Source organism: Geodermatophilus sp. URMC 60 (assembly GCF_053502585.1).
On the sequence record NZ_CP199958.1, the window covers coordinates 4,765,879 to 4,783,973 of the forward strand.

Here is an 18,095-nt window from a genome sequence, read left to right on the forward strand (position 1 = left end):
CGCCGGTCAGGGGCGGCGCCAGTCGTCGGAGGTCAGGTGCGAGCCGGCCATCGGGCCCATCTGCAGCATGCCGCCGTCGACGGCGTAGGAGGACCCGGTCACGTAGGCGGCCTCCGGCGAGGCGAGGAAGGCCACGACGGCAGCGACCTCGCGGGCGTCGCCGGGACGGCGCAGCGGGACGCCGGGCCGTTCGTGCCCGGGGGCAGTGGGGTCCTCGTCCTCCTGGCCGGTCATCGGCGTGGCGATCTCCCCCGGCGCGACGGCGTTGACCGTGATGCCGTGCTCGGCCAGCTCGATCGCTGCCACCCGGGTGAGCAGTCCCAGCCCACCCTTGGCCGCGCAGTACGCGGCCGCGCCGACCCGCGGCTGGTGCTCGTGGACGCTGGTGATGTTGACGATCCGCCCGCCACGGCCGGCGGCGACCATCCGGCGGGCGGCCCGCTGGAGACAGAGGAACGCGGCGTCGAGGTCGGTGGCCAGCACCTCGCGCCAGGTGGCGAAGTCGGTGTCGAGGACGGTCGACATGTGACCGGTGCCGGCGTCGTTGACCAGGACGTCGACCCCGCCGAGCGCCTCGGCCAGCTCGTCGACGACGTCGGCGGCCTGCGGCAGCCGGGTGAGGTCGACGTGCCGGACCTCCGCGCGGCGGCCCAGCGCCCGCACCTCATCGGCGGTGGTCTCGGCGGCCTCGCGCTCGCGGTACCAGGTGATCCCGAGGTCGCAGCCGGCCTCGGCGAGGGCCACGGCGGTGGCCCGGCCGATGCCCGACTCGGAGCCGGTGACGACGGCGATGCGGGGTGCCGGTGCGGTCATGGCCCGACGCTAGAGGAGGGACCCCTCTGCCCCCACCGCTCGCGGGCCCCTGCAGAGGAGCCGCCCGACGGGCTTCAGGCGGCGAGCGCCAGTCGCCGGTCGAGCAGCGCGTCGACGGCGGCCACCGCGTCGGCGACCCGCTGGGCGTTCTCCCCGGACGGGCAGCGCGCCTCCGCACGACGGGCCGCCCCCACGGCGACGGCCGCCACCGCGATCGCCAGGTCGATCTCCTCGGTGTCGGGCGGAACGGTCCCGGGCGTCTCGGTGCTGCGCACGGTGTCGGTCACGGCGGCCTCCCCTCGGTCGGGACGCCCCCGACGCTAGGCCGGGGGTGTGACGGGAACGGGTCGCCCACGTTCCATGCACACGACGGTCCGAACCGTCGGTTCCTCCCCCTAGCGTCGGCTGCACCCCGAATCCCCGCGGAAAGGCGGACGGCGATGGACGCGACCACCACTCTCACCGGCGAGCGGGCCGACCTGCTGGAGGCGTTGGCGGCCCACCGGCACTTCCTCCGGTTCACCGTCCAGGGCCTCACCGAGGAACAGGCCCGGCTGCGGCCGACGGCCAGCGAGTTGACCCTCGGCGGGCTGATCAAGCACGTGGCCTCCCAGGAGGCCGGCTGGGTGGACTTCATCGTCGACGGCCCGGCTGCCATGGCCTCGGCCACCGACCCGGAGCAGATGGCGAAGTGGGCCGAGGAGTTCCGGCTGGGCCCGGACGAGACGCTGGACGGCGTGCTCGCGCACTACGAGGAGGTCGCCCGGCGCACCGACGAGCTGGTGCGCACGCTGCCCGACCTCGACGCGTCCCACCCGCTGCCGGAGGCACCGTGGTTCGAACCGGGCGCGACGCGCTCGGCTCGCCGGGTCTTCCTGCACATCGTCGCCGAGACCGCCCAGCACGCCGGGCACGCCGACATCCTGCGGGAGTCCCTGGACGGCCAGAAGACGATGGGTTGACCCACCCGCCCCGAGCCACCCGACCCGACCCGACCCACCCGACCCGATCCCGGGGGTCAGCCCTCCTCGAGGGCGCGCAGCGCGGCGAGCGCGCGGTCGCGGGCGGCGGTCGCCTCGGTGGCGTGCCGCTCGGCGGTGCGCCGGTGCCGCTCGGCCCGCTTGAGCTCCTCGGCGGTCCCGGCGGCCTCCTCCTCGGTGCGGGCCAGCTCGTCGGCCAGTTCCTCCGCCCGCGCCTGCAGGTCGGCCCGGCGGGCGTCGAGGTCGTCGACCCGGTGCCGCTCCTCCTCGGCCGCGGCGACGGCCTCGGCGGCCAGTGCGGTCGCCTGCTCGGCCGCGGACCGGGCCTCCTCCAGCTCCCGCCGGCGGCGCTCCTCGGCCGCTCGCCGCGCTTCCTCGCGGCGCCGGGCCTCCTCCTCCGCGGCGCGCCGGGCGTCCTCGTCGCGGCGCCGGCGGGCGGCCGCGGTGCCGCCGCGCGGCCGGGCGGTCTCCTCCCGCTCCGGCCGCGGAGGCACCAGCCGCAGCACCGGCCGGCTGCCCGTCGTCCCCAGGCCGCTGTAGGACATCGCGCCGGTGAGCCGGCCCGACAGCAGCGCCTCGCCGGCCGCCGGATCGGCCATCGCCGCGCGCAACGTGTCCGCGACCTGCGTCTCCACGGTGCTGCCCACCCGCATGCCGTGCTCGCGGGCGAGGGTGGTCGCCTGGCGGGTGAGCGCGGTCAGCAGCTGGGAGCGCTGGCGGTCCAGCGCCCGCAGCTGGTCGCCGGCCAGGTTCTCCTGCGCCTCGCGCAGCAGGTCCCCGAGCTCGACCAGGCCCTCGATCTCCGCGCGCTGCTCGCGCACGAGCAGGTTGCAGACCCAGGCCGCCGCGGTCGGCTTGGGCAGCGCACCGACCTCCCGCGCGAGGGTCCGGTCCCCTGCCGCGCGGGCGTCGTCCTGACGCTGCTTGCGGACGGCGACGAACTCGTCGGGCGGCACCGCGTACAGCTCGTCGGCCACCTCGTCGAGATCCACGCGGCCGACCCTGCCACGCCGTCGGTGCGGCACGGCACGATGGCCGACATGGGCACCACCCGGGTGAGCCGGCACGTCGACGCGCCGCGTGCCGCCGTGTACCGCGCGCTGCTCGACCCCGGCGCCGTCGCCCGCTGGAAGGTGCCCGAGGGCATGACCTGCCAGGTGCACGAGTTCGACCCCCGCGAGGGCGGCACGCTGCGCGTCTCGCTCACCTACGACGAGCCCGGGCCGCGGGGCAAGACGACCGCGCACACCGACACCTACCGCGGCCGCCTCGTCCGCCTGGTCCCCGACGAGCTGGTCGTCGAGGTCGACGTCTTCGAGGCCGCCGACCCCGCGCTGCAGGGCGAGATGACCAGCACCATCACGCTGGCCGACGCCCCGGACGGCGGCACCGAGCTGACCGCCGTCCACGACGGGGTGCCCGACGCCGTGGCCCCCGAGGACAACGAACTCGGCTGGCGGACGGCGCTGGACCGGCTGGCCGCACTGGTCGAACGCCGGAGCTGACGATCAGGCCGTCCGGGGTGCCTCCCACAGGTCGATGCCCGAGTCGACGGCGTGCTGGTCGATCGCAGCCAGTTCGTCGTCGCTGAAGTCCAGCCGCTCGAGCGCGCCGACGTTCTGCTCCAGTTGGCCGACGCTGCTCGCACCGATGAGCACGCTGGTCACCCGCTGGTCGCGCAGCGCCCAGGCCAGCGCCATCTGGGCCAGGCTCTGCCCGCGCTTCTCGGCCATGTCGTTGAGCGCACGGACGTTGCCGAGCGCCTCCTCGGTGAGCAGGTCGGTCGACAGCGACTTGCCCTGGCTGGCGCGCGAACCCTCCGGGACGCCGTCGAGGTACTTGGCGGTGAGCATGCCCTGCGCGAGCGGGGAGAAGGCGATGCAGCCGGCACCCACGTCCTCGAGGGTGTCGAGCAGCCCCTCGGTCTCGATCCAGCGGTTGAGCATCGAGTACGACGGCTGGTGGATCAGCAGCGGCGTCCCCAGGTCGGCGAGGATCTCCGCGGCCTTCGCGGTGTCCTCCGGGGAGTACGACGAGATGCCGACGTAGAGGGCCTTGCCGGCCTGGACGGCGCTGTGCAGCGCGCCCATCGTCTCCTCGAGCGGCGTGGTCGGGTCCGGCCGGTGGGAGTAGAAGACGTCGACGTACTCCAGGCCCATCCGGTGCAGCGACTGGTCGAGGCTGGAGAGCACGTACTTGCGCCCGCCGCCGCCCTGGCCGTAGGGGCCCGGCCACATGTCGTAGCCAGCCTTGGTCGAGATGACAAGCTCGTCGCGGTAGGGGCGGAAGTCGTCGCGGAGGTGCCGACCGAAGTTGGTCTCGGCCGACCCGTAGGGCGGTCCGTAGTTGTTGGCCAGGTCGAAGTGGGTCACGCCGAGGTCGAAGGCGCGGCGCAGGATCGCCCGCTGCCGGTCGAGGGGGACGTCGTCCCCGAAGTTGTGCCACAGACCCAGGCTGACCGCCGGGAGGTCCAGGCCGCTGCGGCCGGTGCGCCGGTAGGTCATCGAGTCGTAGCGGCCGTCCGCCGCGGTGTGGGCCATGGGCGCGATCCTGCCCCGCGCGCGGCCGCCCCAACCGGGCCGCCCCGGCCTACGCTCGCCAGGCCCGACCCCCACCGCACCGGAGGTGTGCCGTGCTGCGACTCCTCGGCGTCCTGCTGCTCGTCTGGCTGGTGGTCACCGTCATCGGCGCGGTGGTCGAGGGCCTCTTCTGGCTGGCCGTGGCCGGGCTAGTCCTCTTCGCGCTCACCGCCGCGGTCGGCTGGGGCAAGCGCGACACCCGGGTCTGAGCACCCGCAGGGAGCTCGGCGCCACAGCGCTCGCGCTCACCGCCCGCTGAGGGCGTGCCCGACGCCCAGTGCGCGGGCCGCCGCGGTCAGCGCCCGGGACATCCGGGACGGCACGGACGCCGGCCCCGGGATGGTGACCGGCCGGACCCGGCCGTTGTGCAGTGCGGCGATCCGCCACGCGTCGCACTCCTCCACCGCGACCAGCGTCTGCCGTGAGAGCCGCCGCTTCGGCAGGCTCGAGCGCCAGGGCACCAGGACGGACCCGGTCGCGTGCAGGACAGCGACGCCGGGTCGCAGGTGACGGACCGACTCGATGCGGCCGACGAGCGCCGAGCCGCTCAGCACGCCCCTGAACAGCCGGTCGTGGTTGTCGACCACGGCCCGGTGACCGCGCGCGTGCGTGCCGTCGTAGGAGACGTAGTCGCTGTCCGCGGTGAAGCACTCCCCGTAGGCGGCCGCGTCGCCGGCCGTCCAGGCGGCACACATGCGGTCGAACAGCTCGTGCAGCGCCGCGTCCGCATTCCGTTCGACGACCGTCATCGGGCGTCCTCCTCCGCTCGCTCCGGGTGGGTGGGTGCGCGGCCGGCGCGCCCTGCGCCGACGAGGAGCGCCCGGGCCCGGAGTCGGACCGCGCACTCCTCGAGCTCCTCGGTCGCGCGGGAGAGGAAGGTGAGCACCGCGTCGACCTGGTCGCTGGTCATCCCGGCGGTGAGGCGGTCGAGGTCCGGCCCGGCCTCGGCGAAGACGGCGGCGACCTCCTCCAGGCGCTCCCACACGGGGCGGAGCAGCTGCCGGCGTCCGTCGGCCGGGTCCGGACGGCGGCGCAGGAAGCCGGCCGCCTCCAACCGGCTGACGACACCGGTGACCGCGCCCGTGGTGAGACCGGTCATCGCAGCGAGCCGGCTGCCGGTGAGCTCGCCGTGCTGCAGCAACAGGTCGAGGCACGCTGATCGCCCGGATCCAGCGTGCGCCCATGCCGCCCTCCCTCTCCCTCCGCCCGGTCCGGTTCGCGGCACCGCGGAGGAGACCGCACGAGCAGGGGCGTCGTCCTCGTCACCGGGGCCGGCTCCGGCCTGGGCGAGGAGATGGCGCGGCGAATTCGCCGCCCTCGGCTACGACCTCGCGCTGTGCGTGCGGCGCACCGACCGCCTCGACGCCCCGGCCGCCGAGATCCGCTCCTGCCACGGGACGGCGGGTCGGGACCGCCGCGCCGGACGTCACCGACGCCGACACCGTCCCGGCCGTGTTCCGGCGAGCGGCGCCGGGCGAAGGCGTACGCCCCGGCGTGGCCGTGGGCGCCGATCGGCCTGGTGATGCGGGAGCTGCCGCTGTCGGTCGTCCGGGGGGTCACGTGACCGCGGTCGCCGGTGCGCCCGCCGCGCTGCGGCCCGCTGCCGAGCCCGTCGCCTGGGTCGTGGCCGTCGACCCCGCCGGTCGCGTGGTGTGCGACCTGCGGGCTCCCGACGGCTCCTACCGGTTCGTCACCGCGGCCGCCGAGCGCGACGGCACCGTGGTCGCCGCGAGCCCGCTCGAGGACGACGCGTCGTCCTCGAGTTCTCCGGCTGACCGCTCAGCGGGCGTCGACAGGCCGCAGCGGCCGGGTGGCCCCGGCCGCGAGCATCCCCACCGCGAGGACGGCGAGCACCACCAGCAGCGCCCGCAGCACGCCGGTCGCCTCGGCGACGAACCCGATCAGCGGGGGCCCGGCGAGGAAGGCGGTGTAGGAGATCGAGCTGACCACCGACACCCGGGCCGCGGCGCGTGCCGGGTCGTCGGCGGCCGCGCTCATGCCCACCGGAAAGCCCAGCGCCGCGCCGGCGCCCCACAGCACGGCCCCGGCGAGCGCGAACGGCAGCGCGGGTGCGGTCACGAACAGCAGCAGCCCGAGCACGGCGGTGGCCCCTCCGGCGCGCAGGACGGCGACCCGCCCCCACCGGTCGAGCAGGGCGCCGCCGACCATCCGGACGGCGGTCATCGCGGCGACGAAGACGGCGAAGCCCACGGCTGCGGTCGACTCGCCGATGCCGTGCCCGTCGACGAGGGCGACGGCCAACCAGTCGTTCGCGCTGCCCTCGGTGAACGCGAAGGCGAGGGTGAGCACGCCGACCAGCAGCGTTCGCGGCTCCCGCCAGGCCCGCCCGACACCGGACCCGCTCCGGCGCTCCTCCTCGGCCCCCGGCTCCGCGGGCAGGAAGGAGCGGGTGGCGACGGCGAGAGCGGTGACCGCGAGGACCGCCGTCAGCACCAGCTGGGCCGGCAGCGGGAAGGCCAGCGCGGCGGCCCCGGCGCCCAGCAGCGCGCCGGCGACGGTGCCCACGCTGAACCCGGCGTGCAGCCGCGGCATGAGGACCCGCCCCAGCCGCTGCTCGACCGCCGCGCCCTCGATGTTCATGGCGACGTCCCAGCTGCCGACACCGACGCCGACCAGCGTCAGCCCCGCGCCGGCGGCGACCACCTGGCCGGACCCCAGCCCGAGGGCCAGCACGAGCAGTCCGGCGCCCGCCAGCACGGCCCCGGCCAGCACGCCGCGGGCCGGGCCGATCCGGTGCACGACCGGGCCGGTCAGCGGCAGCGCGACCACCGAGCCGACGGCGATGCACAGCAGCAGGAGGCCGAGCCCGGCCGAGGACAGGCCCAGCGCGTCCCGAGCGGCCGGCACCCGGGAGATCCACGAGGCGAAGGCGAACCCGTTGGCCACGAAGGCGACGGCGACGGCGACGCGCGCCCGCTCGGTGGGGACGGCGGTCGGGGTCGAGGGCACCATGAGGTCCTTCCACGGGGTCGGCCCTCATCCTATCGAATCGATTCGACGCCCGTGACCTCGACGGCGCGGACCAGTGGTCGTAGCGTCGGCCGACCCGACCGACGCAAGACCCCCCGCCGACCCGGAGCCGTGACCGTGACCGACCGGAGCCGCCCGACGCTGGCCACCGTGGCCGCCCGGGCCGAGGTGGCGCCGTCGACGGCGTCCCTGGTGTTCTCCGGGTCGGCGCGGGTCGCGCCGGAGACGCGGGAGCGCGTGCTGGCCGCGGCCGCCGCGCTCGGCTACGCCGGACCGGACCCGGTCGCCCGCTCGCTGCGCTCCCGCCGCAGCGGCGTGGTCGGCGCGGTGATCGGCGAGCGGCTGGCCTACGCGTTCCGGGACCCGGTGTCGGTGCAGCTGCTCGACGGCGTGACCGAGGTGCTCAGCCCGCTGGGCGTCGGCCTGCTGCTGCTCCCGGGGGACGCCGACCGGTCCGGCCCGACGCTGGCCCAGCTGGCCCACGTCCCGCTCGACGCCGTCGTCTACGCGACCTGCGGCCTCGAGGACGACCCGGCCCTGGACCACCTCCGCCGGCGCGGCGTGCCGGTGGTGGCCGTCGACGGGCCGCGGGTCGACGACGTGGTCTTCGTCGGCATCCAGGACCGCCGCGGGACCGTCGAGCTGGCCCGGCACCTCGCCGGCCTCGGGCACCGCCGCGTCGCCGTGGTCGCCCTGCCGCTGCGACTGGACGGCAGCCGCGGCCCGGTCCCCCCCGAGCGCCGGGCGCGGGCGCACTACCTGGACGTCCGGGAACGGCTGCTCGGCGTCGAGGACGTCCTCGGCGCCGTGCCCCTGTGGGAGACGGCGGCCAACGCCGTCGAGGAGGGCGAGCAGGCCGGACGCGCACTGCTCGGCGTCCCGGCCGCCGAGCGGCCGACAGCGGTCGTCGCGCAGAGCGACATCCTGGCCGCCGGTGTCCTGCGCGCGGCTGCCGCGCTGGGGCTGCGCGTCCCGGACGACGTCAGCATCGCGGGTTTCGACGGCGCCGAGCTGCCCTGGCTGCCGCCGGTGCGGCTGACCACCGTCGCGCAGCCGACCGCCGAGAAGGGCCGCGTGGCCGGCCGGGCCGTCGCCGACCTGCTGGAGGGACGGCGTCCGGACGACGTCGTGCTCGACGTGCGGTTGTCGGTCGGCACCACCACCGGGCCGGCGCCCCGGTGACCGCCGTCGCCGGGACCCGGCGTGCCGCGCCTCCCGTAGTCCGGGTCCTCGAGCCGGATCACCTGCGTCGTCCCCGCCGACGGCCGGTCCCGACCCGCCCGTCCGGCGCCGAGATCAGGTCGGGGTGCGGACCAGGGCTGCGGTGACCGCGGCGAGCACGAGGGCGACGACCAGGGGCGCCGGCAACCACAGCGCCTCCACCAGGGGGCACCCCGATCCGGGCACCCGGCGTCGACGAGCACACCCCCGGCGGCGACTGGCCCTGGACCTGCTCGACCTGCTCACCGCTCCGCGCGGTCCGCTCGGCCGCTGTGCCGACCCGGCGTGCGGCTGGGTCTTCGAGGACACCAGCCGAGGCCGCAACCGCCGATGGTGCAGCAGCAGCGACGGCGGCAGCCGCAACCGCGTCCGCGAGCACCAGCGGCGCCGCCGGGGCGCCCGGGGATGAGCCGCACGGTGGCCGCGCCGGTCAGGTCGTGGGCGCTCCGGCGGATCGCCGGTCGAGCAGGAGCCGCACGGCCAGACCGGCCAGCACGGTGCCCACCAGGAGGCGTTGCGCGCGCAGCCACGCCGGGCGGCTGGCGAGGAAGCCGGCGACCGAGCCGGCCGAGACGACGATCAGCGCGTTGACCGTCAGCGCCACCCCGATCTGCACGGCTCCCAGCACCAGGCTCTGCACGGCCACCGACCCGCGGTCCGGGTCGACGAACTGCGGCAGCAGGGACACGTAGAGGACGGCGATCTTCGGGTTGAGCAGGTTGGTCACCAGACCCATGGCGAACAGCCGCCGCGGCGGGTCGACCGGCAGCTGCCGCACCGCGAACACCGGGACGGCACCGGGCCGCACCGCCTGCCAGGCCAGGTACAGCAGGTAGCCGGCGCCGGCGACCTTGAGCACGGTGTAGGCCGCGGGGACGGTGGCGAACACCGCGGCGACCCCGCCGACGGATGCGCCGAGGTAGACGCCGAACCCGGCGGCGACCCCGAGCAGCGAGACCAGGCCGGCCCGCCGTCCCTGGGTGACCGACCGGGAGACCAGGTAGAGCATGTTCGGCCCGGGCGTCAGCACCAGCCCGAGGGCGACGACGGCGATGCCCGCGACGGCGGTCCCGGTGACCACGGACTCAGGCCTCCGGCACGACGCGGACGCGGGTGGTCAGCCGGCCGTCGCCGTCCAGGTGCAGGTCGCCCACGTGAGCCAGCACGTCCACTGCTCGGTCCTCTCCGGTGCCACCGCGGAGGCTCCTCTCCGGGTGGGGTCTCTCCTGGTGGGGTCTCCGGGTGGGGTCACGGCTCCCTCGGTGTGCGTCGGGGCCGAGGACGACGTTAGGTGCGGATTGGTCAGGCCCTACGATCCACTCGTGGCCGATAGGACCGGTCCGATCCGATGACCCTCCTGCCGTTCCCATGGGAAGCGGCGCGCGGTCCGGTCAGCCACCGGCTGGCTGCGGCCCTGCGCGCCGCCATCACCGACGGCCGACTGGTCCCCGGTGAACGCCTGCCGGCGAGCCGAACCCTCGCCGAGGACCTACGGGTCAGCCGCTGGGTCGTCACCGAGGTCTACGACCAGCTGAAGGCCGAGGGCTACCTGACCGCTCGTACCGGGTCGGGCACCACCGTCTCCGCCACGCACCGCCCCCGGGCGATCGCGGACGTGGTCCGGGAGCCGTCGTCGACGCCGTCGGCCGAGGTCGACCTCTCCCCCAACCTGCCGGACCTGCGGTCCTTCCCCCGGGCCATGTGGAAGGCCGCGCTGCGTCGAGCCGTCGACTCGCTGACGGTGGCCGACCTCGGCTACCCCCAACCGCTCGGCGACCGGGAACTGCGCCGGGTGCTGGCCGACCACCTGCGCCGGGTGCGTGGGTTGGACGCCGACCCGGCGGACGTCGTCGTCACCAGCGGGACGGCGCACAGCCTCGGCCTGCTCTTCCGCGTCCTGGCCGCCGGAGGCGGACGGCGGCTCGGCGTCGAGGACCCCAGCTGGCCGCGGCTGCTGCAGACCGCCCGGCGCGTCGGTCTCGAGCGGGTGCCGGTGCCCGTCGACGAGCGGGGCCTGCAGGTCGACGTCCTCGACGACCTGGCCCTCGACGCGGTCTGCGTCGCGCCTGCTCACCAGTTCCCCACCGGCGTGGTGCTGGCACCCGAGCGGCGCGAGCGGCTGCTGTCCTGGGCCGGCGCCGACCGGCTCGTCGTCGAGGACGACTACGACGCCGAGTTCCGCTACGGGCGTCCACCGGTGGCCGCGCTGGCCTCCTTGCAGCCGGACGCCGTGGCCTACCTCGGCTCCACGAGCAAGACGCTGGTGCCGGCGGTGCGCATCGGCTGGATGGTCCTGTCCGGGCGCCACCGCCGGGCCGTCGAGCGCGTCCTGACCGACGAGCGTGCCGGCCCCTCCACCATCGAGCAGCGGGCACTCGCGCTGCTCCTCGCCGACGGCGGTTACGACCGGCACGTGCGCCGGATGCGACGCGCCTACCGAGCCCGTCGGGCGGGCCTGGTCACGGCACTGTCCGGCGTCGCCCCGGAGCTGCGGGTCCGGGGCCTGGACGCAGGCCTGCACCTGCTCCTGGAGGTCCCACCGGACGACGAGCGGGCGCTGGCCGCGGAGCTGGTCCGCCGCGGGCTGCGGGTGATGGCCGTGGGCGACTGCCGGCTCACGTCGACCGGACCGTCCGGCGTCCTCGTCGGCTACGGCAACCTGCCGACGCACCGCATCCCCGAGGTGGCCCGCACGATCGCCACCGCGCTGCACGGCTGAACGCACGGTCCCGGCGTCCGGCAGTCGGTGATGACCGACGTCCTCGTCCCGCGGGCGCGGCTGCTGCACGAGCCGTCGACGCGGGCGTCCGCGGCGCGCGGATGGGCGCGGGGCCGCTCGCGCCGGTCCGCGCCGGGGCCGCCGAGCGGGTGCGCCGGCCCGGTCACGGCGTCGACGAGCAGGTGCCGGAGCCGACGCCGACGTGGCGGGCCGAGGCGCAGCCGGCCTCCGAGCTGCACCGGGTCGTGGCCGACGCCGGCCACTCCCGTCCGGCAGTGGGCAGCGAGGCGAGCACGGGGGCGACGAGCCGATCAGGACCCGCGCGGTCGCACGGTCAGTCGCGTCGCTCGAACGCCGAGGCCATGCGGGCCTGCTGCTCGAGCACCTCGCCCATGCGTGCCTGCACGGCGTCGAGCCGGCCGATGATGTCGCTGGTGGCGTGGATGCCGTCGGCGACCGACCGGCTGCTGGCCTGGATGCCGGCGATGTTCTCGGACACCCGCTGGGTGGCCGTTGCGGTCTCCCGGGCCAGGTCCTTGACCTCGCTCGCGACGACGGCGAAGCCCTTGCCCAGCTCGCCGGCACGGGCCGCTTCGATGGTGGCGTTGAGCGCGAGCAGGTTGGTCTGGTCGGCGATGCCGGAGATGATCCGGATGATCTCACCGATCGCCGTCGTGGCCTGGCCGAGGGCGGCGACGTCCCCGGTCATGGTGGATGCCTGGGCCACGGCCTGCTCCGCGACCGCACCGGCATCGCCTGCGGCTTCCCGCAACCGGGCGACCGTGTCCAGCAGGGCGCGCGCGTTGGTGGCGTCGTCCTCGACGCGACGGAGGACGTCGAGCCGCTGTGACACCAGCTGCTGCACGTTGCGCAGCGCCGCCGTCCGGGACTCGGACAGTTCGATGGTCTCGGTGACGAAGAAGTCCATGGTGCCGACCACCCGCCCGCCGACGATCAACGGGAAGCAGACCCCGGAACGGACGCCGGCGCGCTGGGCGGCCGGGGCGCGGACGCAGTCGGTCATCTCGCCGATGTCGCGGACGAAGTACAGGTCCCGGGCCCGCCAGGTCCGCCCGGACAGACCCACGCCCTCGGCGAAGGAGGCCGCGAGGGTGACCTTGCGGAACTCCTCACCGGCCGAACCCGACTCCTGCTGGAAGCGCAGCACGTTGTCGACCGGGTCCAGCGCCCAGTAGGACCCGTAGGCCCAGCCGAACGCGGTCCGCACCGTGTCCAGGGCGATGCGCAGCGCCGCGGCCTGGTCGGTGGCCGTGCTCATCTCCGACACGACGGTCGTGACCGCCGCCCGGTCGCTGAGCGTCTCCCTCAGCGCCGCCGTCGCCAGGGCGCTGCGTCGGGCGTGGGCGGCCACGCGCAGGATGGCGCGCCACTTCTCCTGCCGCGGCCCGGTGAAGGGCAGCTGACCGTTCGTGTAGACCTCCAGGACGGCGACGACCCGACCGTCCTCGACGATCGGCACGAAGCTGCCCTGACGCGCACCGGCGGCAGACGCCGCCTCCCACCGGGGACAGGCTCCGCGCCTGGGCGGCTGGTCCATGACCACGACCTTCCGATCGCGCAGCGCCTGCCCGCCGAAGCCGGCTCGCTCGCTGAGCACGCCGCCGGCAGGCCAGGCCGCGCCCATGGCCGGGGCGAGCGGCCCGACCTCCGACCGCAGTGCGAACTGGCCCGGACCGGCCGGCATCCACACCGCGCCGTAGGCCATCCCGGTGGCCGGCACCAGTGCCTCGATCACCGCCCGGTGGGCGTCCAGCTCGGAGTTGACGCCGGTCTCCAGCGCCTCGATCACCCGCTCGAGGGCCTCGACGTCACGCGGCATCTCCGGGGGTGCGGTGGTGTCCCGAGCCATCTCGGTCGTGCGCCGCCACATGCGGTTCGTCCTCCACTGTCTCCGACGGGCCCGGGACGACCCAGGTCGCGCCCGGCCGCCGACGATCGCGCGACGGGCTGCACGCTGACTCGATCGGCTACAGAGAACCTCGACGCCGACGACCGGTTATCCAGCCGAACGCCACGGGCGTCGCCTGCCGGCAGTCCGGCCGAGCTGCTCCCCCCGGCCGGCGATCGCCCGGCGCTCGGCAGCGCCGTCGCCGCGACGCGCGAGGCCGGCCCGCACGTCAGCGGCACGGTCGGCGTCCGCGGCGTCCTCGCGGACGGGGAAGGCCGGGCGCAGGAGGCCGGGGGGCGGGCCGGCCGCGACACGGCGACCCGCTGCCGCGCGGCCCCACGGGTGGTCGGACTCCTGACCGACGCCCTCCGTCGCGGATGCCTGCCGAGCCGGACCTCTCGTCAGCCGCCCCCGGGCAGGACCTCGTCGGCGCCCTGGCCTGCGCGGCTCGCCAGCCAGTCCGCCGCCATCCGCCGCGCCCGCCGCACGGGGTCCCCGGTGTCGACTCCCGGCGTGGTCGCCTGGCGGGCCAGTCGTGCGAGAGCGCCGTCGTAGAGGGCGAGCAGCCCGTCGGCGACCTCGGCCGCGTCGTCGGCCCCGGCAGCCCCGGCGAGCTCGCGCAGCCGGTCGGTCAGGAGACGCGTGTCGGCGACCAGCCACCGGTGCCCCGGGTGGTCCGGCGGCAGTTCGGTCGCGGCGGCGAGGAACGCGCACCCGCGACGGTTCTGCTGCACCGCCCGGAAACGGAGGACGGCGTCGAACACGGACAGCAGCCGGTCGACCGGGTCGGCCAGGTCCTCCAGGACGTCGTCCCAGGTCTGCCGCCAGTGCCGGAAACGGCGTTCCAGGTAGGCCGCCACCAGCCCGTCCTTGCCGGAGAAGTGCGCGTACATGGTGGCGGGCGACACGTGCGCACGGGCCAGCACCGCGTCCACCCCGGTCGCGGCGATACCGGACTCGTAGAACAGCTCGCCGGCGGTGTCGAGCAGTCGTTCCCGGGGCGGTCGACTGGCGGCAGCTGGGGGCACACGCCTACTGTAACGAGCGTTATGGTGAAACGATCGTTACAGGTGCGGGTCGGGCGGGGCGGAAGCCTCGTCGTCCCGGGGCTGCTGGTCATCGCGGTCACCTACGGCCTGGCCCGGTACGGGTTCGGTCTGCACCTGCCGCGGTTCCGATCCGACCTGGGGCTGTCCACCGGAGCCGCCGGGGCCATCGCCGCGGGGAGCTACCTCGCCTACTGCGCCACCGCAGTACTCGGCCTGCGACTCGTCGGGCGTGGTAGGGCGCGGTGGGCGCTGTGGATCGCCGGCGGGAGCGCTGCGGCGGGCTCGGCGGTGGTCGCCGCCGCCTCGTCCGAGCCCACCCTGGCCGCCGGGGTCCTGGTCGCCGGGGCCGGGGCGGGCGCGGCCACACCGGCTCTCGTCGCCGCCGTGGCCGCGACCGTGCCGCCGTCCGTCGAGGGGCGCGCCCAGGCCGTGGTCAACAGCGGCACGGGAGCGGGGGTGGTGGTCGGCGGGCTGGTGGTCCTCGCCTGGCCGACGGAGTGGCGGAGCGCGTGGGCGGCCTGGGCCGCCGGCGCGCTGCTCGCCACCTGGTGGGCCGACCGCACCGCCACCTGGACCTCCCCGACCGCCGCCCCGGAGCGGCCCGACGCGGGGGTCCGGCTGCTGCGCCGCGTGCGCCCGCCGGTCGCGAGCCTGCTGGCGGGAGCCGGCGGAGCGGCCGTGTGGACCTTCGGCCGCGACCTGGTGACCGACAGCGGGCTCGGCCCGCAGGTGACCGGGCTGCTGTGGTGCCTGCTGGGCGCGGCCGCACTCCTCGGCGGGAGCAGCGGCGTCCTGGTGGAGCGGGCCGGGCTCGCTACCGCGTGGGTGGGATCCGTCGGGGTCACCGCGGGCGGGACCGCCCTGCTCTCCTGGCGGCCCGGGTCGCCTCTCGTCGCGGCGGTGGCACTGGCGCTGTTCGGGTGCGGCTTCGTGGCACTGAGCGGCGTGCTCATCGCCTGGGGCGCCCACCTGGCACCGGAGGCGCCTGCCCCGGCGGCGGCCCTCCTGTTCATCGCGCTGACGGCCGGCCAGGCCGCCGGCGCGCTGGCCCTCGGCGCCCTTGCGGACGCCGTCGGCACCCCGGGCGCCTTCGCCGCCGCTGCCGGCCTCCTGGTCGCCGCCATCGCCGCCGGCCCTGTGACAGCCTGCGGACGTGGGCCTGGACCGAGCGGTGCTGTTCCGGCTGGCGACCAGTGAGCGCCTCGAGCGGGCCGCGCGGGCACTGCCGGGCGGGGAGCGGCTCACCTGGCAGGCGGCGTCCCGCTACGTCGCCGGTCGCAGCCGCGCCGAGGCCCTCGCCGTCGCCGGGCAGCTGCTGGCCGACGGCCACGGCGTCAGCGTCGACCTCTTCGGCGAGCTGGTGACCGACCTCGACACGGCCGCAGAGGTCGCCGACCAGTACCGGTCGCTGGCCGCGGCGCTGCCCCGGCCGCCGGCCGACGCCTGGCTCTCGGTCGACCTCACCCACCTGGCCCTCGACGGTGACCCGGCCGGAACCGCCGACCGGCTCGCGGCGATCGCCGCCGCCCTGCCTCCGGGCCGGCGCGTGCAGGTGGGCGCCGAGGACGCCCGCCGCACCGACGCCGTCCTGTCCTGCGTGCTCGACGTCGCCGGGCGCGGCCTGGCCGACCGGCTGGGCGCCACCGTGCAGGCCAACCTGCTCCGCTCCCCCGAGGACGTCGACGCGTTGGTCTCCGCACGGGTCCACGTCCGCCTCGTCAAGGGCGCGTACGTCGAGGCGGTCGGCGTCCACCCCTACGGGGAGCCGACCGACGTCGCCTACCTCCGGCTGGGGGCCCGCCTGGCCGAGCGGCAGGGCACGTGGTCCACGGCCACCCACGACGGTCGGCTGCGCGAGGCGCTGCTGCTGCTCGCGGGACCGGTGACCGTCGAACAGCTCCTGGGCGTGCGGCCCGAGGTCCTCCACGACCTGCGGCGACGGGGCGTCCCGACCCGGGTCTACGTACCCTACGGCCACGACTGGTTCCGCTACTGGATGCGGCGTCTCGCCGAGTCCCGCGGCGCCTAGTCGTGTCCCGCGGCGCCAAGTCGTAGGGCCAAGCCGAGCGTGGTCAGGCCCAGGCAGCGGCCTTGCGGCGGAGCAGCTCCTGCTCCCGCTCGTTGCCGCAGAGCTGCACCGCACGCTCGATCTCCCGGCGCGCCTCGTCGAAACGGCCGAGCCGCGCGAGCAGCTCCCCCCGGACGCTCGGCAGCAGGTGCGAGCCGGCGAAACTGCCCGCTCCGGCGAGCTCGTCGACGAGCGGGAGCGCGGCCGCCGGCCCGCGGGCGAACGAGACGGCGACCGCCCGGTTGAGCTCGACGACCGGGGACGGCGCGAGGCGGCCGAGCACGTCGTAGAGCAGCACGATCCGCTCCCAGTCCGTCCCCTCGACCGACGGCGCGACCGCGTGGCACTCGGCGATCGCGGCCTGCACGCCGTAGGGACCGAGGCCGCGGCCGACCCGGCCGGCGTGGACCAGCGCCGCCCGCCCGCGCCGGATGGCCGCCCGGTCCCACCGCCGCCGGTCCTGCGCCTCCAGCAGGACCGGCTCGCCGTCGTCGCCCACGCGGGCCGGGAACCGGGCGGCGGTGAGCTCGAGCAGGGCGAGCAGGCCGTGCACCTCCGGCTCGTCGCGCACCAACTGCGCCAGCACACGGGTCAGCCGGACCGCCTCGCGGGCCAGGTCCGGCCGGATCCACTCGCTCCCGGAGGTGGCGGTCGACCCCTCGGTGAAGACGAGGTACAGCACGCTGAGCACCGAGCCCAGGCGCGCGCGGCGCTCCTCGGGCGGTGGCACCTCGAAGGGCACCCGTGCGGCCGCGAGCGTCTTCTTGGCCCGGGTGATCCGCGCCTGCACGGTGGCGGTCGGCACGAGGAAGGCCCGCGCGATCTCGTCGCTCGTCAGACCGCTCACGACGCGGAGCGTGAGCGCGACCCGGGCCTCGCGCGACAGCACCGGGTGGCAGGCGGTGAACACGAGCGCGAGCACGTCGTCGTCGATGCGGTCGGGATCCCACAGCAGGTCCGGGTCCGGTGCACCCCGGCCGGTCGCGGCCGCCCCGGTGACGGCGCCGCCCTCGGGGAGGTCCCGGGACAGGACGGCGTACCGCTCGTCGAGGGCCGAGCGGCGGCGGAACGCGTCGATGGCGCGGCGTCGTGCCACGGTCAGCAGCCACCCGGTGGGCTCGCGCGGCACGCCGTCCCTCGGCCAGGCCACCAGCGCCTCGGCCAGCGCCTCCTGGGCGAGGTCCTCGGCCAGGGCGAAGTCCCCGGTGTACCGGGCCAGGGTCCCGGTGATGCGTGCGGACTCGATCCGCCACAGCGCCTCGACCGCCTCCCGGCCGCCCGTGGTCCGGGGGGTGGCCGCGGGGCCACCCCCCGGACGGGTCACAGCTGGCCGGTCGCCACCCGCCACGCCCGCTCCTTCTGGATCCACTCGTTGTCCTGCGGGAACTCGTCGATGCTGGCGACGCGGCGGATCTCGGTCTTGCTGCCCGGACCGGCCATCGGCGCCCGCTTGGCCCACTCGACGGCCTCCTCCAGGGAGGCCACGTCGAGGATCCAGAAGCCGCCGAACAGCTCCTTGGTCTCCCCGTACGGGCCGTCGGTGACCACGGGCGGCTCCGCGGAGCAGTCGACGACGACGCCGTTCGCCGCGTCGTCGAGACCCTCCGCCGCGACCAGGACCCCGGCCCGGATCAGCTCGTCGTTGAACCGGCCCATGGTCTCGAGGATCTCGGTGAAGTCGACGTCCTGGAAGGCGGCGTGGGTCTCGTCGGTCGCGCGCATGATCAGCATGTACTTCACGGTGGTCTCTCCTCGCGGTCCGGGTC

The 18,095-nt window shown here is 76.0% G+C and carries 20 protein-coding genes; 8 read left to right on the top strand and 12 right to left on the bottom strand.

Annotated features, from left to right (window positions below; all coding sequences use genetic code 11):
• Positions 1-6: 6 nt before the first annotated feature.
• Both ACWIX3_RS22415 and ACWIX3_RS22420 read right to left on the bottom strand, forming a co-directional pair.
• Positions 7-813 (bottom strand): SDR family oxidoreductase, encoded by an 807-nt coding sequence (locus ACWIX3_RS22415; RefSeq protein WP_448609558.1) that lies wholly within the window; start codon positions 811-813, stop codon positions 7-9.
• Between the two features lie 74 nt (positions 814-887).
• Positions 888-1,100: a hypothetical protein gene (locus ACWIX3_RS22420; RefSeq protein ID WP_448609559.1), complete on the bottom strand. Its 213-nt coding sequence runs from the start codon at positions 1,098-1,100 to the stop codon at positions 888-890.
• A gap of 153 nt (positions 1,101-1,253) precedes the next feature.
• On the opposite strand from ACWIX3_RS22420, the gene ACWIX3_RS22425 reads away from it, so the two are divergent.
• Complete coding sequence (locus tag ACWIX3_RS22425) at positions 1,254-1,775, top strand: DinB family protein (protein ID WP_448609560.1); 522 nt, start codon at positions 1,254-1,256, stop codon at positions 1,773-1,775.
• A 56-nt stretch (positions 1,776-1,831) separates the two neighbouring features.
• Here ACWIX3_RS22425 and ACWIX3_RS22430 read toward each other — a convergent pair whose 3' ends face one another.
• Positions 1,832-2,785 carry a hypothetical protein gene (locus ACWIX3_RS22430; RefSeq protein ID WP_448609561.1) on the bottom strand — a complete coding sequence of 318 codons (954 nt, stop codon included), beginning with the start codon at positions 2,783-2,785 and terminating at the stop codon, positions 1,832-1,834.
• Between the two features lie 48 nt (positions 2,786-2,833).
• Between ACWIX3_RS22430 and ACWIX3_RS22435 the strand changes: the two genes are divergently transcribed.
• A complete protein-coding gene (locus ACWIX3_RS22435; RefSeq protein ID WP_448609562.1) occupies positions 2,834-3,298 on the top strand; it encodes an SRPBCC family protein in 465 nt (154 codons plus the stop codon).
• 3 nt (positions 3,299-3,301) lie between these two features.
• Here the strand turns inward: ACWIX3_RS22435 and mgrA are convergent, their stop codons facing one another.
• Positions 3,302-4,333, bottom strand: coding sequence for an L-glyceraldehyde 3-phosphate reductase (gene mgrA, locus ACWIX3_RS22440; protein WP_448609563.1), 1,032 nt, complete (start codon positions 4,331-4,333; stop codon positions 3,302-3,304).
• A 92-nt stretch (positions 4,334-4,425) separates the two neighbouring features.
• On the opposite strand from mgrA, the gene ACWIX3_RS22445 reads away from it, so the two are divergent.
• Positions 4,426-4,581, top strand: a complete 156-nt coding sequence (locus ACWIX3_RS22445; protein ID WP_448609564.1) for a hypothetical protein — start codon at positions 4,426-4,428, stop codon at positions 4,579-4,581.
• Positions 4,582-4,617: 36 nt separating this feature from the next.
• On the opposite strand, the gene ACWIX3_RS22450 is transcribed toward ACWIX3_RS22445, so the two are convergent.
• The 3 genes from ACWIX3_RS22450 to ACWIX3_RS22460 all read right to left on the bottom strand — a co-directional run bounded on the left by ACWIX3_RS22450 (position 4,618) and on the right by ACWIX3_RS22460 (position 7,345).
• Positions 4,618-5,121 carry an SgcJ/EcaC family oxidoreductase gene (locus tag ACWIX3_RS22450; RefSeq protein WP_448609565.1) on the bottom strand — a complete coding sequence of 168 codons (504 nt, stop codon included), beginning with the start codon at positions 5,119-5,121 and terminating at the stop codon, positions 4,618-4,620.
• Positions 5,118-5,597 (bottom strand): MarR family winged helix-turn-helix transcriptional regulator, encoded by a 480-nt coding sequence (locus tag ACWIX3_RS22455; protein WP_448609566.1) that lies wholly within the window; start codon positions 5,595-5,597, stop codon positions 5,118-5,120. Before ACWIX3_RS22455 ends, ACWIX3_RS22450 begins: the two co-directional genes overlap by 4 nt.
• 554 nt (positions 5,598-6,151) lie before the next feature.
• Positions 6,152-7,345 (bottom strand): MFS transporter, encoded by a 1,194-nt coding sequence (locus tag ACWIX3_RS22460; protein WP_448609567.1) that lies wholly within the window; start codon positions 7,343-7,345, stop codon positions 6,152-6,154.
• 135 nt (positions 7,346-7,480) lie between these two features.
• Here ACWIX3_RS22460 and ACWIX3_RS22465 point away from each other — a divergent pair, with 135 nt between their 5' ends.
• Positions 7,481-8,545: a LacI family DNA-binding transcriptional regulator gene (locus tag ACWIX3_RS22465; RefSeq protein ID WP_448609568.1), complete on the top strand. Its 1,065-nt coding sequence runs from the start codon at positions 7,481-7,483 to the stop codon at positions 8,543-8,545.
• A 277-nt stretch (positions 8,546-8,822) separates the two neighbouring features.
• Positions 8,823-8,993: a CGNR zinc finger domain-containing protein gene (locus tag ACWIX3_RS22470; RefSeq protein ID WP_448612496.1), complete on the top strand. Its 171-nt coding sequence runs from the start codon at positions 8,823-8,825 to the stop codon at positions 8,991-8,993.
• A gap of 21 nt (positions 8,994-9,014) precedes the next feature.
• Here ACWIX3_RS22470 and ACWIX3_RS22475 read toward each other — a convergent pair whose 3' ends face one another.
• Entirely contained in the window at positions 9,015-9,665 is a 651-nt protein-coding gene (locus ACWIX3_RS22475) for a LysE family translocator (protein WP_448609569.1), read from the bottom strand.
• A gap of 267 nt (positions 9,666-9,932) precedes the next feature.
• Here ACWIX3_RS22475 and pdxR point away from each other — a divergent pair, with 267 nt between their 5' ends.
• Positions 9,933-11,303: a MocR-like pyridoxine biosynthesis transcription factor PdxR gene (gene pdxR / locus ACWIX3_RS22480; RefSeq protein ID WP_448609570.1), complete on the top strand. Its 1,371-nt coding sequence runs from the start codon at positions 9,933-9,935 to the stop codon at positions 11,301-11,303.
• Between the two features lie 334 nt (positions 11,304-11,637).
• On the opposite strand, the gene ACWIX3_RS22485 is transcribed toward pdxR, so the two are convergent.
• Together ACWIX3_RS22485 and ACWIX3_RS22490 are read right to left on the bottom strand one after the other, a co-directional pair.
• Positions 11,638-13,194, bottom strand: coding sequence for a methyl-accepting chemotaxis protein (locus ACWIX3_RS22485; RefSeq protein ID WP_448609571.1), 1,557 nt, complete (start codon positions 13,192-13,194; stop codon positions 11,638-11,640).
• Between the two features lie 419 nt (positions 13,195-13,613).
• A complete protein-coding gene (locus ACWIX3_RS22490; RefSeq protein ID WP_448609572.1) occupies positions 13,614-14,240 on the bottom strand; it encodes a TetR/AcrR family transcriptional regulator in 627 nt (208 codons plus the stop codon).
• A 42-nt stretch (positions 14,241-14,282) separates the two neighbouring features.
• Between ACWIX3_RS22490 and ACWIX3_RS22495 the strand changes: the two genes are divergently transcribed.
• Together ACWIX3_RS22495 and ACWIX3_RS22500 are read left to right on the top strand one after the other, a co-directional pair.
• On the top strand, positions 14,283-15,458 hold the full coding sequence (locus tag ACWIX3_RS22495) for an MFS transporter (RefSeq protein ID WP_448609573.1): 1,176 nt from the start codon (positions 14,283-14,285) through the stop codon (positions 15,456-15,458).
• On the top strand, positions 15,415-16,290 hold the full coding sequence (locus ACWIX3_RS22500) for a proline dehydrogenase family protein (RefSeq protein WP_448609574.1): 876 nt from the start codon (positions 15,415-15,417) through the stop codon (positions 16,288-16,290). Before ACWIX3_RS22495 ends, ACWIX3_RS22500 begins: the two co-directional genes overlap by 44 nt.
• Positions 16,291-16,333: 43 nt before the next feature.
• On the opposite strand, the gene ACWIX3_RS22505 is transcribed toward ACWIX3_RS22500, so the two are convergent.
• Both ACWIX3_RS22505 and ACWIX3_RS22510 read right to left on the bottom strand, forming a co-directional pair.
• The gene (locus ACWIX3_RS22505) at positions 16,334-17,653 is read right to left on the bottom strand and encodes an RNA polymerase sigma factor (RefSeq protein WP_448609575.1); all 1,320 of its coding nucleotides are present in this window, start codon (positions 17,651-17,653) and stop codon (positions 16,334-16,336) included.
• On the bottom strand, positions 17,650-18,060 hold the full coding sequence (locus ACWIX3_RS22510) for a YciI family protein (RefSeq protein ID WP_448612497.1): 411 nt from the start codon (positions 18,058-18,060) through the stop codon (positions 17,650-17,652). Before ACWIX3_RS22510 ends, ACWIX3_RS22505 begins: the two co-directional genes overlap by 4 nt.
• Between the last annotated feature and the right edge of the window lie 35 nt (positions 18,061-18,095).